The organism is Ruegeria atlantica (assembly GCF_001458195.1).
In the GTDB taxonomy this organism is placed as follows: domain Bacteria; phylum Pseudomonadota; class Alphaproteobacteria; order Rhodobacterales; family Rhodobacteraceae; genus Ruegeria; species Ruegeria atlantica.
Genome location: NZ_CYPU01000021.1, coordinates 1 through 16,499 on the forward strand (window position 1 = coordinate 1; position 16,499 = coordinate 16,499).

At 54.4% G+C, this 16,499-nt stretch carries 13 protein-coding genes and 2 pseudogenes; 11 read left to right on the forward strand and 4 right to left on the reverse strand.

Features of this window, described 5'->3' with window-relative positions; all coding sequences use genetic code 11:
• Positions 1-239: 239 nt before the first annotated feature.
• Positions 240-1,366, forward strand: a protein-coding gene (locus RUA4292_RS05875) for an IS3 family transposase (protein ID WP_145974883.1) whose coding sequence is annotated in 2 segments (ribosomal slippage) — positions 240-504 and positions 504-1,366 — 1,128 coding nt in all. Because the reading frame shifts where the segments join, the coding sequence is not laid out codon by codon here.
• A 329-nt stretch (positions 1,367-1,695) separates the two neighbouring features.
• Here RUA4292_RS05875 and RUA4292_RS25185 read toward each other — a convergent pair.
• Positions 1,696-1,854: a hypothetical protein gene (locus tag RUA4292_RS25185; RefSeq protein WP_233493365.1), complete on the reverse strand. Its 159-nt coding sequence runs from the start codon at positions 1,852-1,854 to the stop codon at positions 1,696-1,698.
• Positions 1,855-2,204: 350 nt separating this feature from the next.
• Here RUA4292_RS25185 and RUA4292_RS05880 point away from each other — a divergent pair, with 350 nt between their 5' ends.
• The 3 genes from RUA4292_RS05880 to RUA4292_RS05890 all read left to right on the forward strand — a co-directional run bounded on the left by RUA4292_RS05880 (position 2,205) and on the right by RUA4292_RS05890 (position 4,848).
• Entirely contained in the window at positions 2,205-2,711 is a 507-nt protein-coding gene (locus RUA4292_RS05880) for a TetR/AcrR family transcriptional regulator (RefSeq protein ID WP_233493366.1), read from the forward strand.
• A 92-nt stretch (positions 2,712-2,803) separates the two neighbouring features.
• Positions 2,804-4,384 (forward strand): DUF1254 domain-containing protein, encoded by a 1,581-nt coding sequence (locus RUA4292_RS05885; protein WP_058276764.1) that lies wholly within the window; start codon positions 2,804-2,806, stop codon positions 4,382-4,384.
• Between the two features lie 68 nt (positions 4,385-4,452).
• Positions 4,453-4,848, forward strand: coding sequence for a hypothetical protein (locus tag RUA4292_RS05890; protein ID WP_058276765.1), 396 nt, complete (start codon positions 4,453-4,455; stop codon positions 4,846-4,848).
• 419 nt (positions 4,849-5,267) lie between these two features.
• Here the strand turns inward: RUA4292_RS05890 and RUA4292_RS24720 are convergent, their stop codons facing one another.
• Positions 5,268-5,414: a hypothetical protein gene (locus RUA4292_RS24720; protein ID WP_158506969.1), complete on the reverse strand. Its 147-nt coding sequence runs from the start codon at positions 5,412-5,414 to the stop codon at positions 5,268-5,270.
• Positions 5,415-5,546: 132 nt separating this feature from the next.
• Between RUA4292_RS24720 and RUA4292_RS05895 the strand changes: the two genes are divergently transcribed.
• The gene (locus RUA4292_RS05895) at positions 5,547-7,202 is read left to right on the forward strand and encodes a sulfatase-like hydrolase/transferase (protein WP_058274123.1); all 1,656 of its coding nucleotides are present in this window, start codon (positions 5,547-5,549) and stop codon (positions 7,200-7,202) included.
• Positions 7,203-7,576: 374 nt separating this feature from the next.
• On the opposite strand, the gene RUA4292_RS05900 is transcribed toward RUA4292_RS05895, so the two are convergent.
• Entirely contained in the window at positions 7,577-10,918 is a 3,342-nt protein-coding gene (locus RUA4292_RS05900; RefSeq protein ID WP_058276766.1) for an adenylate/guanylate cyclase domain-containing protein, read from the reverse strand.
• A 352-nt stretch (positions 10,919-11,270) separates the two neighbouring features.
• Here RUA4292_RS05900 and RUA4292_RS05905 point away from each other — a divergent pair, with 352 nt between their 5' ends.
• The 5 genes and pseudogenes from RUA4292_RS05905 to RUA4292_RS23895 all read left to right on the forward strand — a co-directional run.
• On the forward strand, positions 11,271-12,068 hold the full coding sequence (locus tag RUA4292_RS05905; RefSeq protein WP_145974885.1) for a GNAT family N-acetyltransferase: 798 nt from the start codon (positions 11,271-11,273) through the stop codon (positions 12,066-12,068).
• Positions 12,069-12,395: 327 nt separating this feature from the next.
• Positions 12,396-12,665, forward strand: coding sequence for an HlyU family transcriptional regulator (locus RUA4292_RS05910; protein ID WP_058276768.1), 270 nt, complete (start codon positions 12,396-12,398; stop codon positions 12,663-12,665).
• 225 nt (positions 12,666-12,890) lie between these two features.
• Entirely contained in the window at positions 12,891-13,415 is a 525-nt protein-coding gene (locus RUA4292_RS05915; RefSeq protein WP_233493369.1) for a cysteine dioxygenase family protein, read from the forward strand.
• 125 nt (positions 13,416-13,540) lie between these two features.
• Entirely contained in the window at positions 13,541-14,608 is a 1,068-nt protein-coding gene (gene mgrA, locus RUA4292_RS05920; RefSeq protein ID WP_082637022.1) for an L-glyceraldehyde 3-phosphate reductase, read from the forward strand.
• Positions 14,609-14,743: 135 nt separating this feature from the next.
• Positions 14,744-15,070, forward strand: a pseudogene (locus RUA4292_RS23895) (helix-turn-helix domain-containing protein); the annotation flags it as partial.
• A 78-nt stretch (positions 15,071-15,148) separates the two neighbouring features.
• Here the strand turns inward: RUA4292_RS23895 and RUA4292_RS05925 are convergent.
• Positions 15,149-15,335: pseudogene (locus RUA4292_RS05925) on the reverse strand (IS6 family transposase); the annotation flags it as partial.
• 254 nt (positions 15,336-15,589) lie between these two features.
• On the opposite strand from RUA4292_RS05925, the gene RUA4292_RS05930 reads away from it, so the two are divergent.
• On the forward strand, positions 15,590-16,228 hold the full coding sequence (locus RUA4292_RS05930) for a glutathione S-transferase family protein (protein ID WP_058276771.1): 639 nt from the start codon (positions 15,590-15,592) through the stop codon (positions 16,226-16,228).
• The last annotated feature ends 271 nt before the right edge of the window (positions 16,229-16,499 follow it).

The following is a 16,499-nucleotide window of genomic DNA, read 5'->3' on the forward strand; positions in this document are numbered from 1 at the left end:
CTATCGTGCACCTGGTCAAAGCGAAGAAAGCTTTCTGAGAGAAAACGTTTCGGACTTGGAAAACGCCATTGTGGCGCTTGGCCCAGAAAATGTTGCCGCTTTTATCCCTAAAAGGTAAGAGCGGTGCGCGTTCCGGTTTCCACTTGATTCAAAATCAATAACTTAGCGACTTCGTAAAGGAAGTGAGCCTCCCCATTTGAATGGGCCCACCGTTAAGATTAGGAAACGGAGGACCAAGAATGGCAAACAAGCGACCGAAGCCGGAAGAAATTGTCTCGAAGTTGCGGCAGGTTGAAGTTCTGATGGGGCAAGGGATGCCGCGTCTGGATGCGATCAGACAGATCGGCGTTGTGGAGCAAACCTATTACCGCTGGCGCAAGCAATATGGCGGAATGGGTGTAGACCAATTGAAGGAACTTAGGCGGCTTCAGAAGGAAAATGAGCGGCTCAGGCGTGCGGTATCAGACCTGACGCTCGACAAGCTTATCCTGACGGAAGCATCGAAGGGAAACTTCTAAGCCCCTCTCGTCGCCGTGCTTGCGTCGCTCATGTTCGCAGCCAGTTCAAAGTTTCCGAGCGCCGTGCATGCCGCGTACTGGGACAGCACCGATCCACGCAAAGGCGTATTCCACGGGGCCGACCCGATGAAGAACAGCTGGTGGCCGACATGATCGAGCTTGCCAGGCAGTATGGTCGGTATGGGTATCGCCGGGTTGCGGTGTTGCTGAGAGAGGCTGGATGGTCTGTCAGTGATGGGCGCATTGAACGGCTTTGGCGACGAGAGGGGCTGAAGGTGCCTGCAAAACAGCCCAAGAAGGGACGGCTTTGGCTAAACGATGGTTCATGTGTTCGACTCAGGCCGGAACATAGCAATCATGTCTGGAGCTATGACTTCGTGCATTGTCGCACCGATGATGGGAAACCTTTCCGGACGTTGAACATCATCGACGAGTTCAGCCGGGAGTGCTTGGCAATCAGGGTAAAGCGAAAACTAAACTCGGCGGATGTGATCGATGCTCTGACGGATTTGTTCATTCTGCGCGGCACACCGTCCTACATCCGTTCAGATAACGGTCCTGAGTTCGTTGCTCTGGCGGTTCGCGACTGGATTGCAGCTGTCGGAGCCAAAACGGCATACATCGAACCAGGCTCGCCTTGGGAGAACGGATTTTGTGAAAGCTTCAACGGTCGCATGAGGGACGAGCTGTTGAACGGGGAAATCTTCTACTCGCTCAGAGAAGCGCAGATCATCATCGAAGAATGGAGGAAGCACTACAACACCAAACGACCACACAGTGCACTGGGTTATCGCTCTCCGGCACCAGAAACCATCATCCCGATGGAACACAGGCCGATCATGCACTAACAATCACGTTGGACCCGTCAGATAGGGCTGCTCAGCGGGGCCTCTGATTGCAAAGGTTTTTTGTCCTCAAGGTGAACATTGGGGTGCGCTACTGCCATGTGACAAAAGGTGTCCAATGACAGCGAAATCGCGCGACCTGTAAATTGGCCAACTGAGTTTTGCCACAAAGTTAACGAATATCCGGTCTTTCCGCTGCCCTGCGGCGTAGAAATTTAAGCGCCTACGGAAATTTTTTTGCTGCGCGCAGCGAGATCACGACACTTCCGGGTTGGGCTCGGTGCCGCCATTCCGACGCCATTCGCCTAGCGACCGCTTCAAACAGTCGAATGTCAGGGAGTCGAGTTACGCCCCTGAAATTGCTGAAGCATCTGAGTTTCGGGAATGGCTGCTTCCGGAGCGTGCCCCAAGGTTGCCCCGCTGCGTTGCCGCAAGGCCGATTCGAGCCCAACCCGGAAGTGATCCGGCGCTAGCTCTCGCAGATGCTGCATCGCTAACGGCCTGTGGCTTCAGCTGCGCCGCAGCAAGAAAAGCGGTCATTGATACGGTCCGCAGAGCGGGTCAGGGCTTAAATCGAGGAGATGCGGGACCAAGAGGACATAAGGTGGCGGGGTGCCTGTTGGCGCTGTGGAAAACATGCAGCCAGATATTTCTGGACTCCTGACGCAGTGTCAGAGTTTATTACAGCATGTCAGAAAACACTGGAACACACTCGGATTCTGGCGTCTCCGTTCGTCACATGGCGCCAAGCAAGGCGGCATTGACGAGGGCGTCTATACTCGACGCAGGCAGAAAATATTTGGAGACCCATCCATTTCGCGATTTGACGGTTGGTAACCTGATGGCCGGAACGGAATACAGCAGACCGGCATTTTATCTTTACTTCAATGATCTTCACGGACTGATGGAGACGCTTTTGGACGAGGTCAAAGGAGGCATTGTCGAAGGCGCACGGATCTGGCTCACAAACGAGGGAGATGCGATTGCCAGCCTTCAAGAAAGCCTCAAAGCACTGGTTGACGTTGGGTACGAATGCGGGGGCATTCTGAAGTCTGTTTCGGACGCGGCGCCAAGTGATGCGAGGCTGGAGCATGTCTGGGAGACCTTCCTTGGATCCTTTGACGAGGTGGTTTCGGCCCGCATTGCACATGATCAAGCCAAAGGCATCACGCCTGAATTTGATCCGCTTTCTATGGCACATGCGCTGAACCGAATGGGTGCGGGCGTCCTTATTCAGGCATTTGGCACCACTCAAAAGGCCGACAAAGACGTGGTCCTTGAAACCATCACGCGGATTTGGATTTCAACGCTCTATCCATTCAACCTGAACAAGGCGCGGGGCGTGTAAGGCCACCGCACAAAACATTATTTTACGATTTTCTACGGTCACAACCACCACTCGAACACTCGAACACCAAAAAACTTCAAGGAGGAAAACAGATGGGAATTTTCAAATCATTAAGTATCGCGGCCGGTGTGGCCGCCGTTGTTGGAGGGCTGTCGGCCGGCGCTGTGCGCGCTGACGACCCAACGCCCGGGTACAACACCAAGATTCCCAAGGGATTGCTAACGCCGGACAAATACCCGACACGGGTTGGCGATATCGAGTTCTTTGATGGCATTCCCACGGCCGCAACAGCCGAAGCGCTGTACAATCACCTGGACTACATACGGGGCGTTCAAACGTTCCTGACCGGCATGCCCGCTGCTTCGCTTGAAGCGATCCGGCGCAGCGAGATGCATGACGGAAAAACCAGTTCCAACAGGGTGTCCATTTTCGACACGCTGATGGACAGCAACTCGTTGTTCCTGACCGGGAACACCGACACGGTTTATGTCAGTGTCATTCTCAACCTGAAGGAAGACGGACCGACGGTTATTGAGCTTCCGGCGGGCACAGGCCCCGGTACAGTGAACGACGCGTTCTTCCGGTTCGTGGTTGATACCGGCGCGCCGGGACCAGATGCGGGCAAGGGGGGCAAGTACCTGATCCTGCCGCCGGATTACGAAGGCGAGCTGGAAGGCCCGGTCGGCGGTCAGGAGACCGAAATCGACGGCGAAACCTATTTCGTTGCCCAGTCCACAAGCTGGATCAACTGGTTCATTGCCCGAGGGTTCCTGAAGGACGGCAAGCCGGATTTCTCGAGCGAGCTTTTCCGCGAGGGATTGAAAGTCTATCCGCTTGCGGCAAAGGACAATCCGCCGGAGATGGTGTTCACCGACAAATCGGGTGTCGCCTACAACACCATTCACTCCACCGATTTCGACTTCTACAAGGAGTTGCACACAGTCATCGACCGCGAGCCTGTTGCCTTCCTTGACCCGGAACTGCGGGGCCTGTTTACGTCCATTGGCGTTCAGAAAGGCAAGCCGTTCAATCCTGATTTGCGGATGAAGAACATCCTGATCAAGGCCGCCGAGGTTGCCAACGCAACCGCGCGCACGCTGCTTTGGTACGAGCGCAACCCGGCGGACTTCATCTATGAAGGCAGCTATTGGAAGGTCGGGTTCCCGGGTGGGAACTATGAATTCCTGCTCGACGATGGGGCCGGTGGCCGCGATCTTGATGGCCGGACAGAGTTCTTCTACTTCGCGACTGTGAATACACCCGCCATGACCCTGAAGCTGGTAGGTAAAGGGTCGCAATATGCGTGGGGCGCGCTGGACGAGAACGGTGACTACCTTGACGGTAGCAAGAGCTATCGCCTGAATATTCCGGCCGATCCACCGGCGGAGAACTTCCTGTCGATCGTGCTGTATGATCCGCAAACCCGGTCGCAGCTTCAGACCGGTCAGCCTTTCCCGAGCTACAACAGCGAGAAGCACAAGGATAAGGTGACGTACAACGAAGACGGGTCTGTCGATCTGTATTTCGGACCGGAAGCGCCGGAAGGCTGGGAAAACAACTGGATCGAAACGGTGCCCGGAAAAGGCTTCTTCGCTATCCTGCGGCTTTACAGCCCGACCGAGCCATGGTTCGAGAAAACCTGGCGCCCCGGGGATATCGAACTTCTCGATTGATGTTCACTGGTCAGGAGCGGGCCCGCTCGCTCCCGACACAAATTCAAACATAGGCCGGAGACATCGTTTTGCGCGTGGTTTACATTCTGACATGGGTCATGGTTGCCGTTTTTCTGCTTGGGGAAACCGCACGCCGTGGCATTGGCTACTTCTCGATCAACGCCACGACGATGATCGAGGATTACCTGTGTGGCCTTTTGCTTTTGGCGGCGGCCCTGACGTGGCACTCAGGTCATAGATACGGCCCGGTCCTGATGGCCTCTGCTTGGGCTTATGGCACCGGCGGGATGTTCGTGCCGTTTGCCGCCCATCTGGAAGCGTGGCTGCGGCAGGAGACATTCCGGCCCGATCATCCGCATGAGGACGTCAATTCGGTCATTCTGAAAGGCGTGATCTGGGCGGTGTGCCTGATCTGTTTCGCGATTTCGTTCAGGTATGCGGTAAGACAACGCACATCACAGTAGGAAGGTAGAGGTTTCCAGCGCTAGGTGCGCGAATGCCCTCACTGCAAAACGATGAATGGGATTGTAACTGCTATTCGCCAAGGCTTACCTGGGCGTCCGCCTTGGGCTCTTCAGTGACATCTGACCCAAATGGTAAGATTTTCTGGGGTTGAATGACCGCAGTGGGGAAACCGCGCTGCAGCGCTGCGCGCCCGCCAGCAATCGAGCCCACATGATGTGGTCAAATTCTCTGCGTCCGCATAAGGCGGCTTGGTCCGCAACTCGGTCATAGGCACTTCAGATTTTGCTGCACCGAAAACGAATGACCGCTTTCCTGGCTGCGATGCGGCGGACTTATAATGCCAACTTTTTAGCTGCGTCTGCAAACAGTGCCGCAAGACTATGTCCGGATTGGGCTCGATGCGGACAATCAGAGCAATTCAGTGAACGGCTGCCTTGCGGACGAACCCGCCGGTCACCAGGCTCAGCCAGCCGACAGCTAAATGCGCAATCCTGCCGTTGGCTCTATTTGCTGCAATCGCACGTTTGGCGTGGATTTCGAGGAGAACTCGACCGAAAGCTGCCATTTAACAAAGACGCCGCAAAGTGCGGCATTTGCCGAGAGCAGACCGCGGGATGCAGCCGATTTTCGCCTGCAGGTCAGTTGATTCCCATTTGCCATTCAGGTCCAATCCCTCGAACCAGGGAGCGAATCGTACATGATACAAAGACTGAACACCCCAACTGCCGCCGCCTTCTTCATTGTGAGCCTAGCAAGTTTGGCCATGGCTCAATCCGGGCCCATCATTCACGATGCCGAATACGACATCCTCTTCGAACAACACGCAGAAGACTGGGCCGAGCAAGACGCCCGGGTCGACCAGCGACTAAACGAACTGCGTGAGGCCAACGGCGGCAAACCTCCCAATATCGTCTATATCCTGATCGACGATGTCAGTTTCGGCCAGATGGGAATTCCCATCATGAACGACGTCTCTGGTATCGCCACGCCGCGCATCAATCAGTTGGCCGCGGAAGGCGCGGCACTGACCCGAATGTACACGGAGGTTTCCTGCACCCCCACGCGGACAGCCCTTCTGACGGGCCGCCTGCCGGTTCGGGCCGGTGTTACGGATGTCAAAGGGGTGATTGTCGGTGAGGGATTGTCCGCAGAAGAAGTGACAGTCGCAGAAGTTCTCAAGCAATCAGGCTACAACACCAGTCATGTCGGCAAATGGCACCAAGGCGACATCAACGAAGCGTTCCCGCACAATCAAGGCTTCGACAAGGCGTTTTTCCCGGTTCACCAACAAGTGCAGCTGAGCCTGATGACACCTGAAGGTGCGAGGTCCGGCAACCTCGTGGGCTGGCACTCGACTGGGCAGTCGCAGGGCTATGTGATCGACGCTTTCTTCAAACCGTTTGGGCTGGTCACCGGGCTGGAAGCCGAAGCTGGCGGCAACGCTATTGAAGTCGGTCTTGAACCGGGGGAAGAGTGGACCCAGTCACATTACATCGAAATGAACGAGCGTTATCAGAGACAGACGCTGGAGGAGTTGGATCGCCTTGCGTCAGAGGAGGAGCCTTTCTTCCTTCAATACTGGCCGCTATGGCCGATCAACTTCGTTCAGGACGGTGAGTACGTCTCGCGCAATGGGGGTTTCCAAGCCGAAAAACTCCAGGTTCTGGACGGAATGCTCGGGGAAGTGTTTGACAAGGTCGATGACCTCGGGATCGGTGGACACACCATTGTGATCCTGATGTCGGACAACGGGCTAATGTATCAGTTCGAAGGCAAGTCCGGATTTTCCCAACTGATCTATCGTGGCGGTAAGACTCAACACCTCGAAGGCGGAGTTCGGGTAGACGCTTACATTCGGTGGCCGGATGTAATCGCACCGGGCAGCCGAATGGCTGACATCGTTCACGTTTCGGACCTGTTCACGACCTTTGCACGCCTTGGGGGAGGCAAGGAGTTCATCCCGCGCGATCGCGTAATTGACGGCATAGACCAAACCGCTCTGCTGCTGGAGGGCGATGGAAACGGGCGGAGAGACTTTGTCTACATTTACGAAGGTCCGGTCCTGCGTTCCGTGGTGAAGCAGGAGTACAAGCTTCATCTTCCTGCGCCGGGGGCGCCGGCTGCCACTGCGGGTGTCTACAACCTTCTGCGTGATCCACGTGAGATGTTCCCCTTTGTGGAAAATTCTCTTTGGTCGTCAGCGTCTTTTCAGGACATGGTCAAACGCCACTTGAAGCGAATAGCCGAGTATCCCCATCTGCCGCTTGGAACGGACGTTCCCTACGAAGGGATCGATAACCTGCGCCCCGAAAGCATCAAAGCGCGGGAACTCTTTTTCAGCCGCAACAAGTAGCGGATAGAGCCTCGCTTTTGTTGAGCTGGCATGGAACGTCAATCCAAGCCTTGCCGTTCCCGCATGTCATCCGCTTGAAAACGGCTTCGCCAATGGCAGCAACGCCGGCACCGTTTCGCTGAACGGAAGTCGACAAGGTCCTCAACGAAAGTCTGCTCTTTTTCATCTTTCGCGAGGCAGACTGCTTTCGCCGCTGGATGCTGCGGCGCCGAGTATGACCGCAATGTCTGCAAAGCCGCCGGACGTAGCGTTGCTATCGACCGGCAAGTTTGGGCTCAAAACAGACCTTCGACGAGTTCAGATGAACGACCGAAGTGCGGACAAACCGGTCGCTCATTCGGAGGTGAATGAGCCGAAATGTGTTTGCAACTTCCTTACTCCAAATTGCATCGATCCAGAATTTCTCTCGCTCTGAGAAAATCCGGCAAATCTCTTCCCTCCGTGAACTTTGTCAGGATTGGCTCCAGATGGTCGCGCGCTGCTTGCAGATCTCCGGACTGCAGGCGCAACTTCGTGAGATCCACCGCCGCCCGCAGCTCAAAAAGCCGCGCTTGCCGCGCTTGGGCTGCTGCCTTGGCTCTCACGAAGCACTCCTCCGCGGCGTCATGCTCCGACGCGTCTTTGCAAAGTAGAATGTTTCCACGGATCCGGTTAAATTCCGCATCCCACCAATGACCACCCGTATTTCCACCCATCTCGGACGCAGTCTTAACGATCTGCAGCGCGGCCTCGGCATTGCCCTTTTGAGCGAGCGCCAACGCAAAGGCGGCGTCCAACGGAAAACACCAAGCTCCCCAGAAACCCTGCCACCCTGAAATCGACCTTTCCATACGAGCCAGGCCCTCGGTTTCGGAGCCAGTTTCGGTTTCCACCCAGCCGACAAAACCACTTGCCAGATCGCGTGCCTCCGGCGGTAAACGTCCGGCATCCGTCAACGCGATAAGGCGACCGGCTTGTGAATTGATCGCATCATACTCCGATCTGAGCATCATGACGATCAACGAACAGAAGAGCGTTTCGAGAAGCGAATAGCCGTGGTTCAGGCGAATTGCCTGCCCGATCGCTTTATCCGCAATCTCCTTGGCGCGATCCGGATACCCTAAAACACACAAGTTTACTGCCTTCAGACTGTGGGCACAAAGCCCCGGATCGTGACCACCGTAGTGAAATGTCATCCAATGATGTTTTTCCTCTTCATAAGCCTCAATGCCTTTTTCCGTGGACGTCAGCGCACCGGCAAAATCGCCCAGCAAGGACAGAGCAGCCCACTCGCAGTGGTGACCTTCCAATTCGAGCGCTTCGTCTCCGATTTCCTTTGCCAGTGGAATAAGTCGATTTGCGAGATCGCGCATCTTTGGCACTGCGCCGAGCATGAAATAGTAGAACCAAAGGCCCCAGAGTGCTTTAAACCGTTGCTCCGGCGCCCCGTGATCATCGCCAAGCTGCAGGGCGGTAAAGTAAGTTTCATACACTTCATCACTAGCGGGGCCGAGCACCTGTACCTGGCAAGGTCCAATTGAAAGTAGGACGTCGATTTCCCTTGCGTGGCGCGCTTCACTCGCCGAAATCTCCCGCAAGTGTTCCAAAGCATGCGAATAGTTCTCAAGTGCTTCGGCAAATCCAGCAGTTTCATTGGAGCGATCACCCGCCGCGATCCAAAAATCGATCGCTTCCGGGCGCAGACCAGCCTCCGTCAAATGATAGGCGATCATCGCAGGATCACTGTTTTCGGCGTGTTCCATGAGATGGCGTCCGATACGCTCGTGCAACTCTAAACGTCGCGACTTGAGAAGCGACCCATAGGCGGCTTCCTGGATCAAGGCGTGCCGAAATTCGTAGACGGCATCGGGCCCCGAACCGCGCCGTGACACAAGCCCTTCCAGTTCAAGTATTTTTAGCGAAGAAAAAAGTGTTTCTTGATCGGCTTGAGAGGCAACCAGAATAAGATCGGCTGTGAAACGACGACCAATGACTGCGCCAAGCTGTGCAACGTCTTTGACAGGCGACAATCTGTCCAGTCGCGCCATCAGTGTCTCTTGCAACGTCATGGGAATGGCTTGCTGAGAGATGGCACCCGCGACCACAAGGCGGTCCCCATCTTCTCGCAAATAGTCCGAATGAAGTATCGAGCGTGTCAATTCCTCAATAAATAAAGGCACTCCGTCCGTACGTTGCGCGATCTGATCTTGCACGGCGGCGGGCAACGAACGACCTTGCGTAACCGCTTGAATAAGAGCTCGCACCGCCTTCCGGTCCAGTCGCTTCAGCATCATGAATGAAACATGCGGATCGTTGGTCCAAGCCACTTCGACACCTGGACGTGCTGTGACAACCAGTAAAATCGGAAGTCTGGACGCCGCGTCGACAACTCGATTGACGAACTCCAGTGTTGAATCATCGCTCCAATGAAGATCTTCGAACACGATGAGCATGGGCCCCTTCGCGCCGCGCAACTCAACCATTTCCATGAGCTCAACCAGAACACGTTCCCGGCGCAATTCCGGATCAGGTTCGATGTCTGACATCTTACGAGCGTTTTTCAGGCGGAGGAGAGACGCGATTATCTCGTTTGGATTTTCACCAAGCGCGGACTTGAACTTGGACAAGCGTCTTTCAGGGTTGTCGTCGTGGGCAAACCCTGCCACGTGCTCAAAATACCCGATGACTGGCGCAAAAGCGGTTCCCCTGTGAAAATTCGAACACTGAAATTGCAGTCGGGTGATGTCGTCATTCACAATTTCGCGTCGCAGGCTTTTGAGAAGCCTTGACTTGCCAATTCCAGCTTCTCCCGAAATGAAAACAACGGAACCGGTTCCCTGCTCCACCGAAGCCCATCGGCGCCGAAGCAGGTCGGCTTCCTCTGATCTGCCCACCAAGTCCGTAATGTCGGCGCCGCGCAGCACATCGAACCGGTTGGTGCCTGTCTTCTCGTGTAAAACGCGCCATGCAGGCAGAGGATCGGAAAAACCGGAGATTTGTTGCGCGCCCAACGCTTCGTAGTCGAAGACATCTCCAACCAACGCCTGAGTTTCTGCCGAGATGACAATTGAACCGGGGTCGGCCAGGGTTTGGAGGCGGGCCGCCAAATTGGGTGTCTCACCGACGACCGAGTCAAAATCAGTCACTGACGCACCGGTCATATCACCGATCACGACCGTGCCTGTTGCAATACCAATTCTGACTTCCAGACTGTCCGGGGCGCCAGGTCCAACGGGTGAGACTTGGCTTACACTCGAGACGACATGTCGCGCCGCCCGAACAGCGTTTTCACTGTCATTTTCTTTCGCGTCCGGAAACCCGAAGTAGGCGAGGACCCCGTCGCCCAGCAATTTGGCCACATGGCCACCATGATCGACTATCGTTTGGGAAACTGCGTGATGATACTGCTGCATGAGGCGACGGAGATCTTCCGGGTCGAGTTGGGCAGACAGTTTGGTCGACCCCACTAAATCGCAGAACATAACGGTCAATTGCCGCCGTTCGGCCAGCACGTCTCGCTGCTCAGTTCTTAGCTGTTTCTTTTCAGAGGTTTCGTTCGTCTCCAGGAAATTGAGCGCGGCACTCAATTTTCGCCGATGACCAAGGGAAAGGCCCAACGAGATCAGATCATCATCAGTCAGATGGTGCAGTGTTTCGAAATCCACATCGTTATCGTTGAAAGCACTCAGATACTGCCCAAGGGCCAAGCTCTCGAGAAACTCAGTCAGATCTACCATCGGCGCCCCTCTCAAACCTTTAACTCGCGCTCACGGCACTCGTTGCAAAGAGACCCTAGCAATAACTTAGAAAGTTGTCGCTTCTTACTCTCGTTTATCCAAAACCGAAAAAGTTTTCCGTTCTGAACATTGTAAGCTTCTACGCCTAGTCCAAACGCCTACGACGACTCCGGGCTCGGAACAGTCGTTCGCTGCGCAGTGCGCCAGTGACCGCTGTGCGGACATAGCTGCCATTCGCCCTTTCCCAAAATCCTCTTTGTGTCGCAGTCTTGCGCGTGACGTCCGCTTGACGACACGACCCCTATCAAACGATCATCTCCGAACTGTCATGTGGTACTTCGAGGGAAATCTCATGGAAGTATTCGGAAGTGAAGCACAACGACGCATGTCAACCATGGGCGAGCATCTTATGCAGCTGTTGGGTGATGACCCTCGGTTTTGTAGCCATGGGCGTGGTATACAGATTGCCAACGAATATAGCGGGGCGTTGGATGATGCCGTCGCAATGGCCCGAATTCTTGGCATCACGGCGATAGAAAGCATACCGCGTGAGGAGGTTGCGTCGGCGCGCGAACGAATTGAAAGCGAGGGTTTAAAGACCGACACGATTGCTTGCTATCTTGGCGGTCTGAACTGTGTCGAAGCCGCTCGGCAAGTGGTCGCAACTCAGGCGTTGCCCGAAGATTTATCCATACGAGTGATTGATCGCACCTCTCCGCCAGAATGGCTTGAAGCTTTCGCAGAAGTCGCGTTGAACCACGGTGTTTTATCGCCAATAGGTCCGGTGATGCGCGGATTGTCTCGTCCCGGATTTGCTATGGTCGTCGTTGATAAATCTGGTGCCCCAGTCGCAACTGCGGGCTCAGTTCTGTGTCATCCCTCCAGCAGTCGGCTGCATAGTCGCGCACAATGGGGGCAACTCTCGACCAAACCTGAACGCATGGGCGAGGGCATTGCAAAAGTCTTGGGGGCGATAGCTCTAATTCACTCGCATGAAAAGCTTGGGGCCACAGGGTTCAAGACAGGCGTCGCTCCGGGCAACATTCCCTCTGCACGGCTTTGCGAAAGCCTTGGCTTGGAGGACAGTGGAAGCGACATAGTCGCGATCATAGACCCTCTCGTATACTCAGAAGATCGGTTAACCAAGTGACCCATCCGGCTGTCTGTGGTCGCATTGTGTAATCAGTGCGACCAAGAGCCTGAGTTAGTTCCTTGAAAAAGGTAAAACGGGGTAAACTCTAGTCTCATTTGGGCTCAAAGTGGTCGTCGGCGGCGGCGTGTCAGAATGGCGGTCTGGACAGTCTTACAAGGGAGCGTGGTGTGGGGAATGGACTTCTACCGCGGATCTGGACGTACTAGGCAACGCAAGGAGCGTGCCAACGGATCGAAGGCAAATGTTGTGGCAGCACGACATGCTTCACGCCTTTCCTAAGCGGCGCTAGTCTCCCGTCATAGCAACGCTGAAAGGAGCCGCCCAATGTCCCTCTTCTCTAAACTCTTCGGTGGTGGTGAAAAGTCGGAGCTGGAGCCAGTCTCTTACAGAGGGTTCGAAATCTATCCGGACCTGATGCCCGAAGGTGGCAAATACCGCCTTCTAGCCCGTATCGAAAAGACCATCGACGGAGATCGCAAGGCCCATACTGTGATCCGGGCGGATGTTTTTGAGACCCGGGATCAGGGCGAAAGCTTCAGCATCGCAAAGGCGAAACAGATGATCGACGAGCAGGGCGAACGCATTTTCGATTAAGCAAACAGACAGCCTAAGGTATGCGATGCAATCGACGGATGGTTCCGCAAAGTAGACATCCGCCCCGATCTGGCGAAAGAACGCTAAGCAGGCCAAGCAGTCATTGGAAGTCTTAGATACCCGATACATGCAGCTGCAATCTGGGTCCCAATTTCGTCTATTTTACTGCCTGTGCTACCCTGTTGCATTTATCGTATGTAATTGGGGGCTGAAGATATGTGGAACATGGAACAGTTTGTAGCGGACTGCCGGACCGCAGTAGATCAGGACGCGTCTCACAAATCGATGGCTGAGGTGGTGGACCGGGCGATGCGCGATCCCGCGGGCGTGACGCAAGCCTTGGGAGAGCCGACCGAAAGCGGTATATTTCCCATTTACAAGTCAGGTGATCTGACAATCGTCAACGTCGTATGGAAGCCAGGAATGACCATAATGCCCCACAATCACGAAATGTGGGCCGTGATCGGTATTTATGGTGGCCGAGAAGATAACATTTTTTGGCGGCGCGTAGCAGATGACCCTAACGGACGCATTGAAGCGGCGGGGGCTCGAGCATTGTCGACGGGTGAATATGCTCCGCTTGGTAAGGACCTCATTCACTCGGTTACAAACCCTATCCCCAAGTTGACCGGAGCAATCCACGTATACGGCGGGGATTTTTTTGAAGCTGAGCGAAGCGAATGGGATCTTGAAAACCTGACGGAACATGCCTATGACATGTCGAAGGTTCGCGCGTTATTCGAGGACTAGTTTGCAGTTTGACAATCTACGTTGGCAATGCCTGAGGCATGTTCCGTCCATACGTCAGGCTTCGCTGATAGCCGATTACTATCTCGTTGAATTGACACGGGGTGATGATCTCGGATTATGGACAGATGAGCAAATTACAACGCCCCCCGAAGCCTCGGCCACGCCCATTTCTTCCTAATCCGGACCGCTACGAGCAAATGGTCTATCGCCGTTGTGGGCAGTCTGGCATAAAGCTACCCGCGATAAGCCTTGGGCTATGGCACAACTTTGGTGGGGATACCCCGCATCAGACAAAGCGCGATCTCTGCCGCACTGCTTTTGACTTGGGTATAACGCACTTTGATTTAGCAAATAACTATGGCCCACCACCGGGATCGGCGGAAGAAGCATTCGGTGAAATTTTAAAAACTGATTTCGCAGGCTATCGGGACGAACTCATCATATCTACCAAGGCAGGGTATGATATGTGGCCGGGCCCCTATGGGGAGTGGGGATCACGAAAGTATCTTGTGGCCTCTTGTGATCAGTCGCTCAAGCGGATGGGTTTAGAATACGCAGATATCTTTTATTCCCACCGCTACGATCCAGATACCCCTCTGGAAGAAACTATGGGAGCCTTAGACTATATAGTGCGCTCTGGGCGCGCACTTTACGCCGGAATTTCAAGCTACAATTCACAACGAACGCGCGAAGCGCTGGCCATCTTGAAAGACCTTGGCACGCCGTGCCTGATTCATCAGCCGTCGTATAACCTACTCAACCGTTGGGTTGAGCGGGACGGGCTCTTGGACACGCTTGACGAATTGAACGTGGGATCGATTGCGTTCACGCCACTTGCCCAGGGTATTTTGACATCGAAGTATCTGAACGGCATTCCCGAAGACAGTCGTGCGACCCAAGGCAAGTCTCTATTGGACGGCATGATCAACGAACGTTCATTGACGAGTGTCAGGGCTCTAAACGACATAGCGGCGTCACGCGGTCAATCATTAGCTCAGATGGCGCTTTCTTGGGTGCTGAGAGGGGACCGGATTACGACAGCCCTTATTGGCGCTTCGCGACCTGAGCAGATCGTGGATTGCGTAGGTGCGGTCCAGAATTTGGAATTTACCGAAGCGGAACTCGCTAAGATTGACGAGGTCAGCTCGGAAGAGGAAATCAATCTCTGGGCGCGATCCTCGGAAATTGAGTAAGATTGTTGACCACTGATTTTTGGTGCTAGCAGGTTCTTCTGCTTAATCGCATAGCGAGAAAAAGTCTGCTTTGGGCGGCGGTTTCAACTGATCGATGCAACACTTTAATCTTTTTGGAAAGATGGAGTGTAAGCCATGGCCTATCGTCGTCGCATATTTTTCACAGACAAACAGAAGTCAGAGATATGGGATCGATGGCAACGCGGAGAGTCGATGAGTTCTATAGGGCGGCTTTTTGATCGCGAGTCGTCTTCGATCTATCCACTCCTTGCTCGCACTGGCGGCATTCGCCCGCCGGCCCGCGTCAGATCCCGGCGCGCTCTGACACTCTGCGATCGAGAGGAGATATCGAGGGGCTTACGTGCGAGGGTCTCGATACGGTCGATTGCCCGTGCTTTGAACCGATCGGCGTCCACAATCAGTCGAGAGGTCCGACGTAATGGTGGTGCCAAACATTGGCGAAATGGCAGCCTTTCAGTGAGATCATGTTGAAACCTTTTCGAAACTTATTCGACTGGCGCGGTTTTTTAAGGATCTCGGATGCAAACATAGGTCCAAATCTGCTGCACCAAAATCGAACCGTCTCGTGACTTACGTCCATGCCGCGCTCATGCAGAATATCTTCCACGTTCCGCAGCGACAGCGGGAACCGGACATACATCATAACCGCTAGGCAAATGATCTCTGGGCTGGTTTTGAAGTGGCGAAATGGATTGGGTTTTGTCATCCCACGAAGCTACGGAACCACCCTACCCAACTCAAGCAAAGTTCTTCTGACATGGCCACCAAAGCGCGTCGGTCGCTACTGTCAGATACAAACAGCCAGAGACGAGCGAAACTGTTCCGTGGGTCTAGCAAAGTTAAAGTGTTCTGATAGCACCCGTTGTGGGACACTTTTTTAACGAAGTATCGCTGTGCTGGTGCTTTTGCCGTAACAAACTGATATCCGTTGATGCAACCGGAGTTTAGGACAGATAAGCCTTGATAGACCTTCATACTTGGACCACCCCCAACGGTCGAAAAGTCTCGATCATGCTCGAAGAGCTTGGCGTGCCGTATAGCACACATTCCATCGACATCTCGAAAGGCGAGCAATTTGCCCCTGAATTTCTGAAGATCGCGCCAAACAACCGTATCCCTGCCATCATCGACCATGAGACAGGGATCAGTTTGATGGAGACTGGTGCGATTATGCTTTACCTCGCCGAAAAGTATGGCCGGTTCCTTCCTGAAGGCGACGATAAATGGCCCGCTATTGAGTGGCTTATGTGGCAGATGGGTGGTGTAGGTCCGATGTTCGGGCAGGTCCACCATTTCGTGAAGTACAACCGCGGCCAATCAAGCTATGCAGAAGAGCGATACTCCAACGAAGCAAAACGTTTGTATGGTGTCCTGAACACGCGACTGCAGGACCGGGTTTTCATCGCTGGCGCCGGGCGCGGCGAATACTCGATCACCGATATGGCCACGTGGCCATGGGTCTCACGATTTGAGTGGCAGGAGATAGACTTGAACGACTATCCGAACGTGAAAGGCTGGTACGTACGCATCGCCGAACGTCCGGCCGTTCAGCGGGGATACCAAGTCCCGAAGTACATAACCAAAGTTCCCATGCCCTGAGGTTTGCGACAGGAAGGGCCTCAAAACCAGCCACCAATCCACTGCGAGTTCGCAGTTTGTTGATGGTCTGCTGCGGGCTCAAATCGGTGATCGGCTGCATCCCTCATCAATTACCACTCTGCGAAATTTTCAGTCATTGATTCAGACGAAGTGGACGGGCACTCTGCAGGCCACAATGAAGCATGATCAGTCTTGATACCTGCCAACCGGGCATTTCCCGGCAACGCCAATTATTGGGGTTTTGTGATCTTGAGAGTTTCACTAACGTTCT

What these genes read in the sequence shown, in the direction of transcription:
- RUA4292_RS25185 (WP_233493365.1), bottom strand. Translation starts at nt 1,854, where the DNA reads ATGCAGCATCTGCGAGAGCTAGCGCCGGATCACTTCCGGGTTGGGCTC.
- RUA4292_RS05880 (WP_233493366.1), top strand. Translation starts at nt 2,205, where the DNA reads ATGGCCGGAACGGAATACAGCAGACCGGCATTTTATCTTTACTTCAAT.
- RUA4292_RS05885 (WP_058276764.1), top strand. Translation starts at nt 2,804, where the DNA reads ATGGGAATTTTCAAATCATTAAGTATCGCGGCCGGTGTGGCCGCCGTT.
- RUA4292_RS24720 (WP_158506969.1), bottom strand. Translation starts at nt 5,414, where the DNA reads ATGGCAGCTTTCGGTCGAGTTCTCCTCGAAATCCACGCCAAACGTGCG.
- RUA4292_RS05895 (WP_058274123.1), top strand. Translation starts at nt 5,547, where the DNA reads ATGATACAAAGACTGAACACCCCAACTGCCGCCGCCTTCTTCATTGTG.
- RUA4292_RS05900 (WP_058276766.1), bottom strand. Translation starts at nt 10,918, where the DNA reads ATGGTAGATCTGACTGAGTTTCTCGAGAGCTTGGCCCTTGGGCAGTAT.
- RUA4292_RS05905 (WP_145974885.1), top strand. Translation starts at nt 11,271, where the DNA reads ATGGAAGTATTCGGAAGTGAAGCACAACGACGCATGTCAACCATGGGC.
- RUA4292_RS05910 (WP_058276768.1), top strand. Translation starts at nt 12,396, where the DNA reads ATGTCCCTCTTCTCTAAACTCTTCGGTGGTGGTGAAAAGTCGGAGCTG.
- RUA4292_RS05915 (WP_233493369.1), top strand. Translation starts at nt 12,891, where the DNA reads ATGGAACAGTTTGTAGCGGACTGCCGGACCGCAGTAGATCAGGACGCG.
- mgrA (WP_082637022.1), top strand. Translation starts at nt 13,541, where the DNA reads ATGAGCAAATTACAACGCCCCCCGAAGCCTCGGCCACGCCCATTTCTT.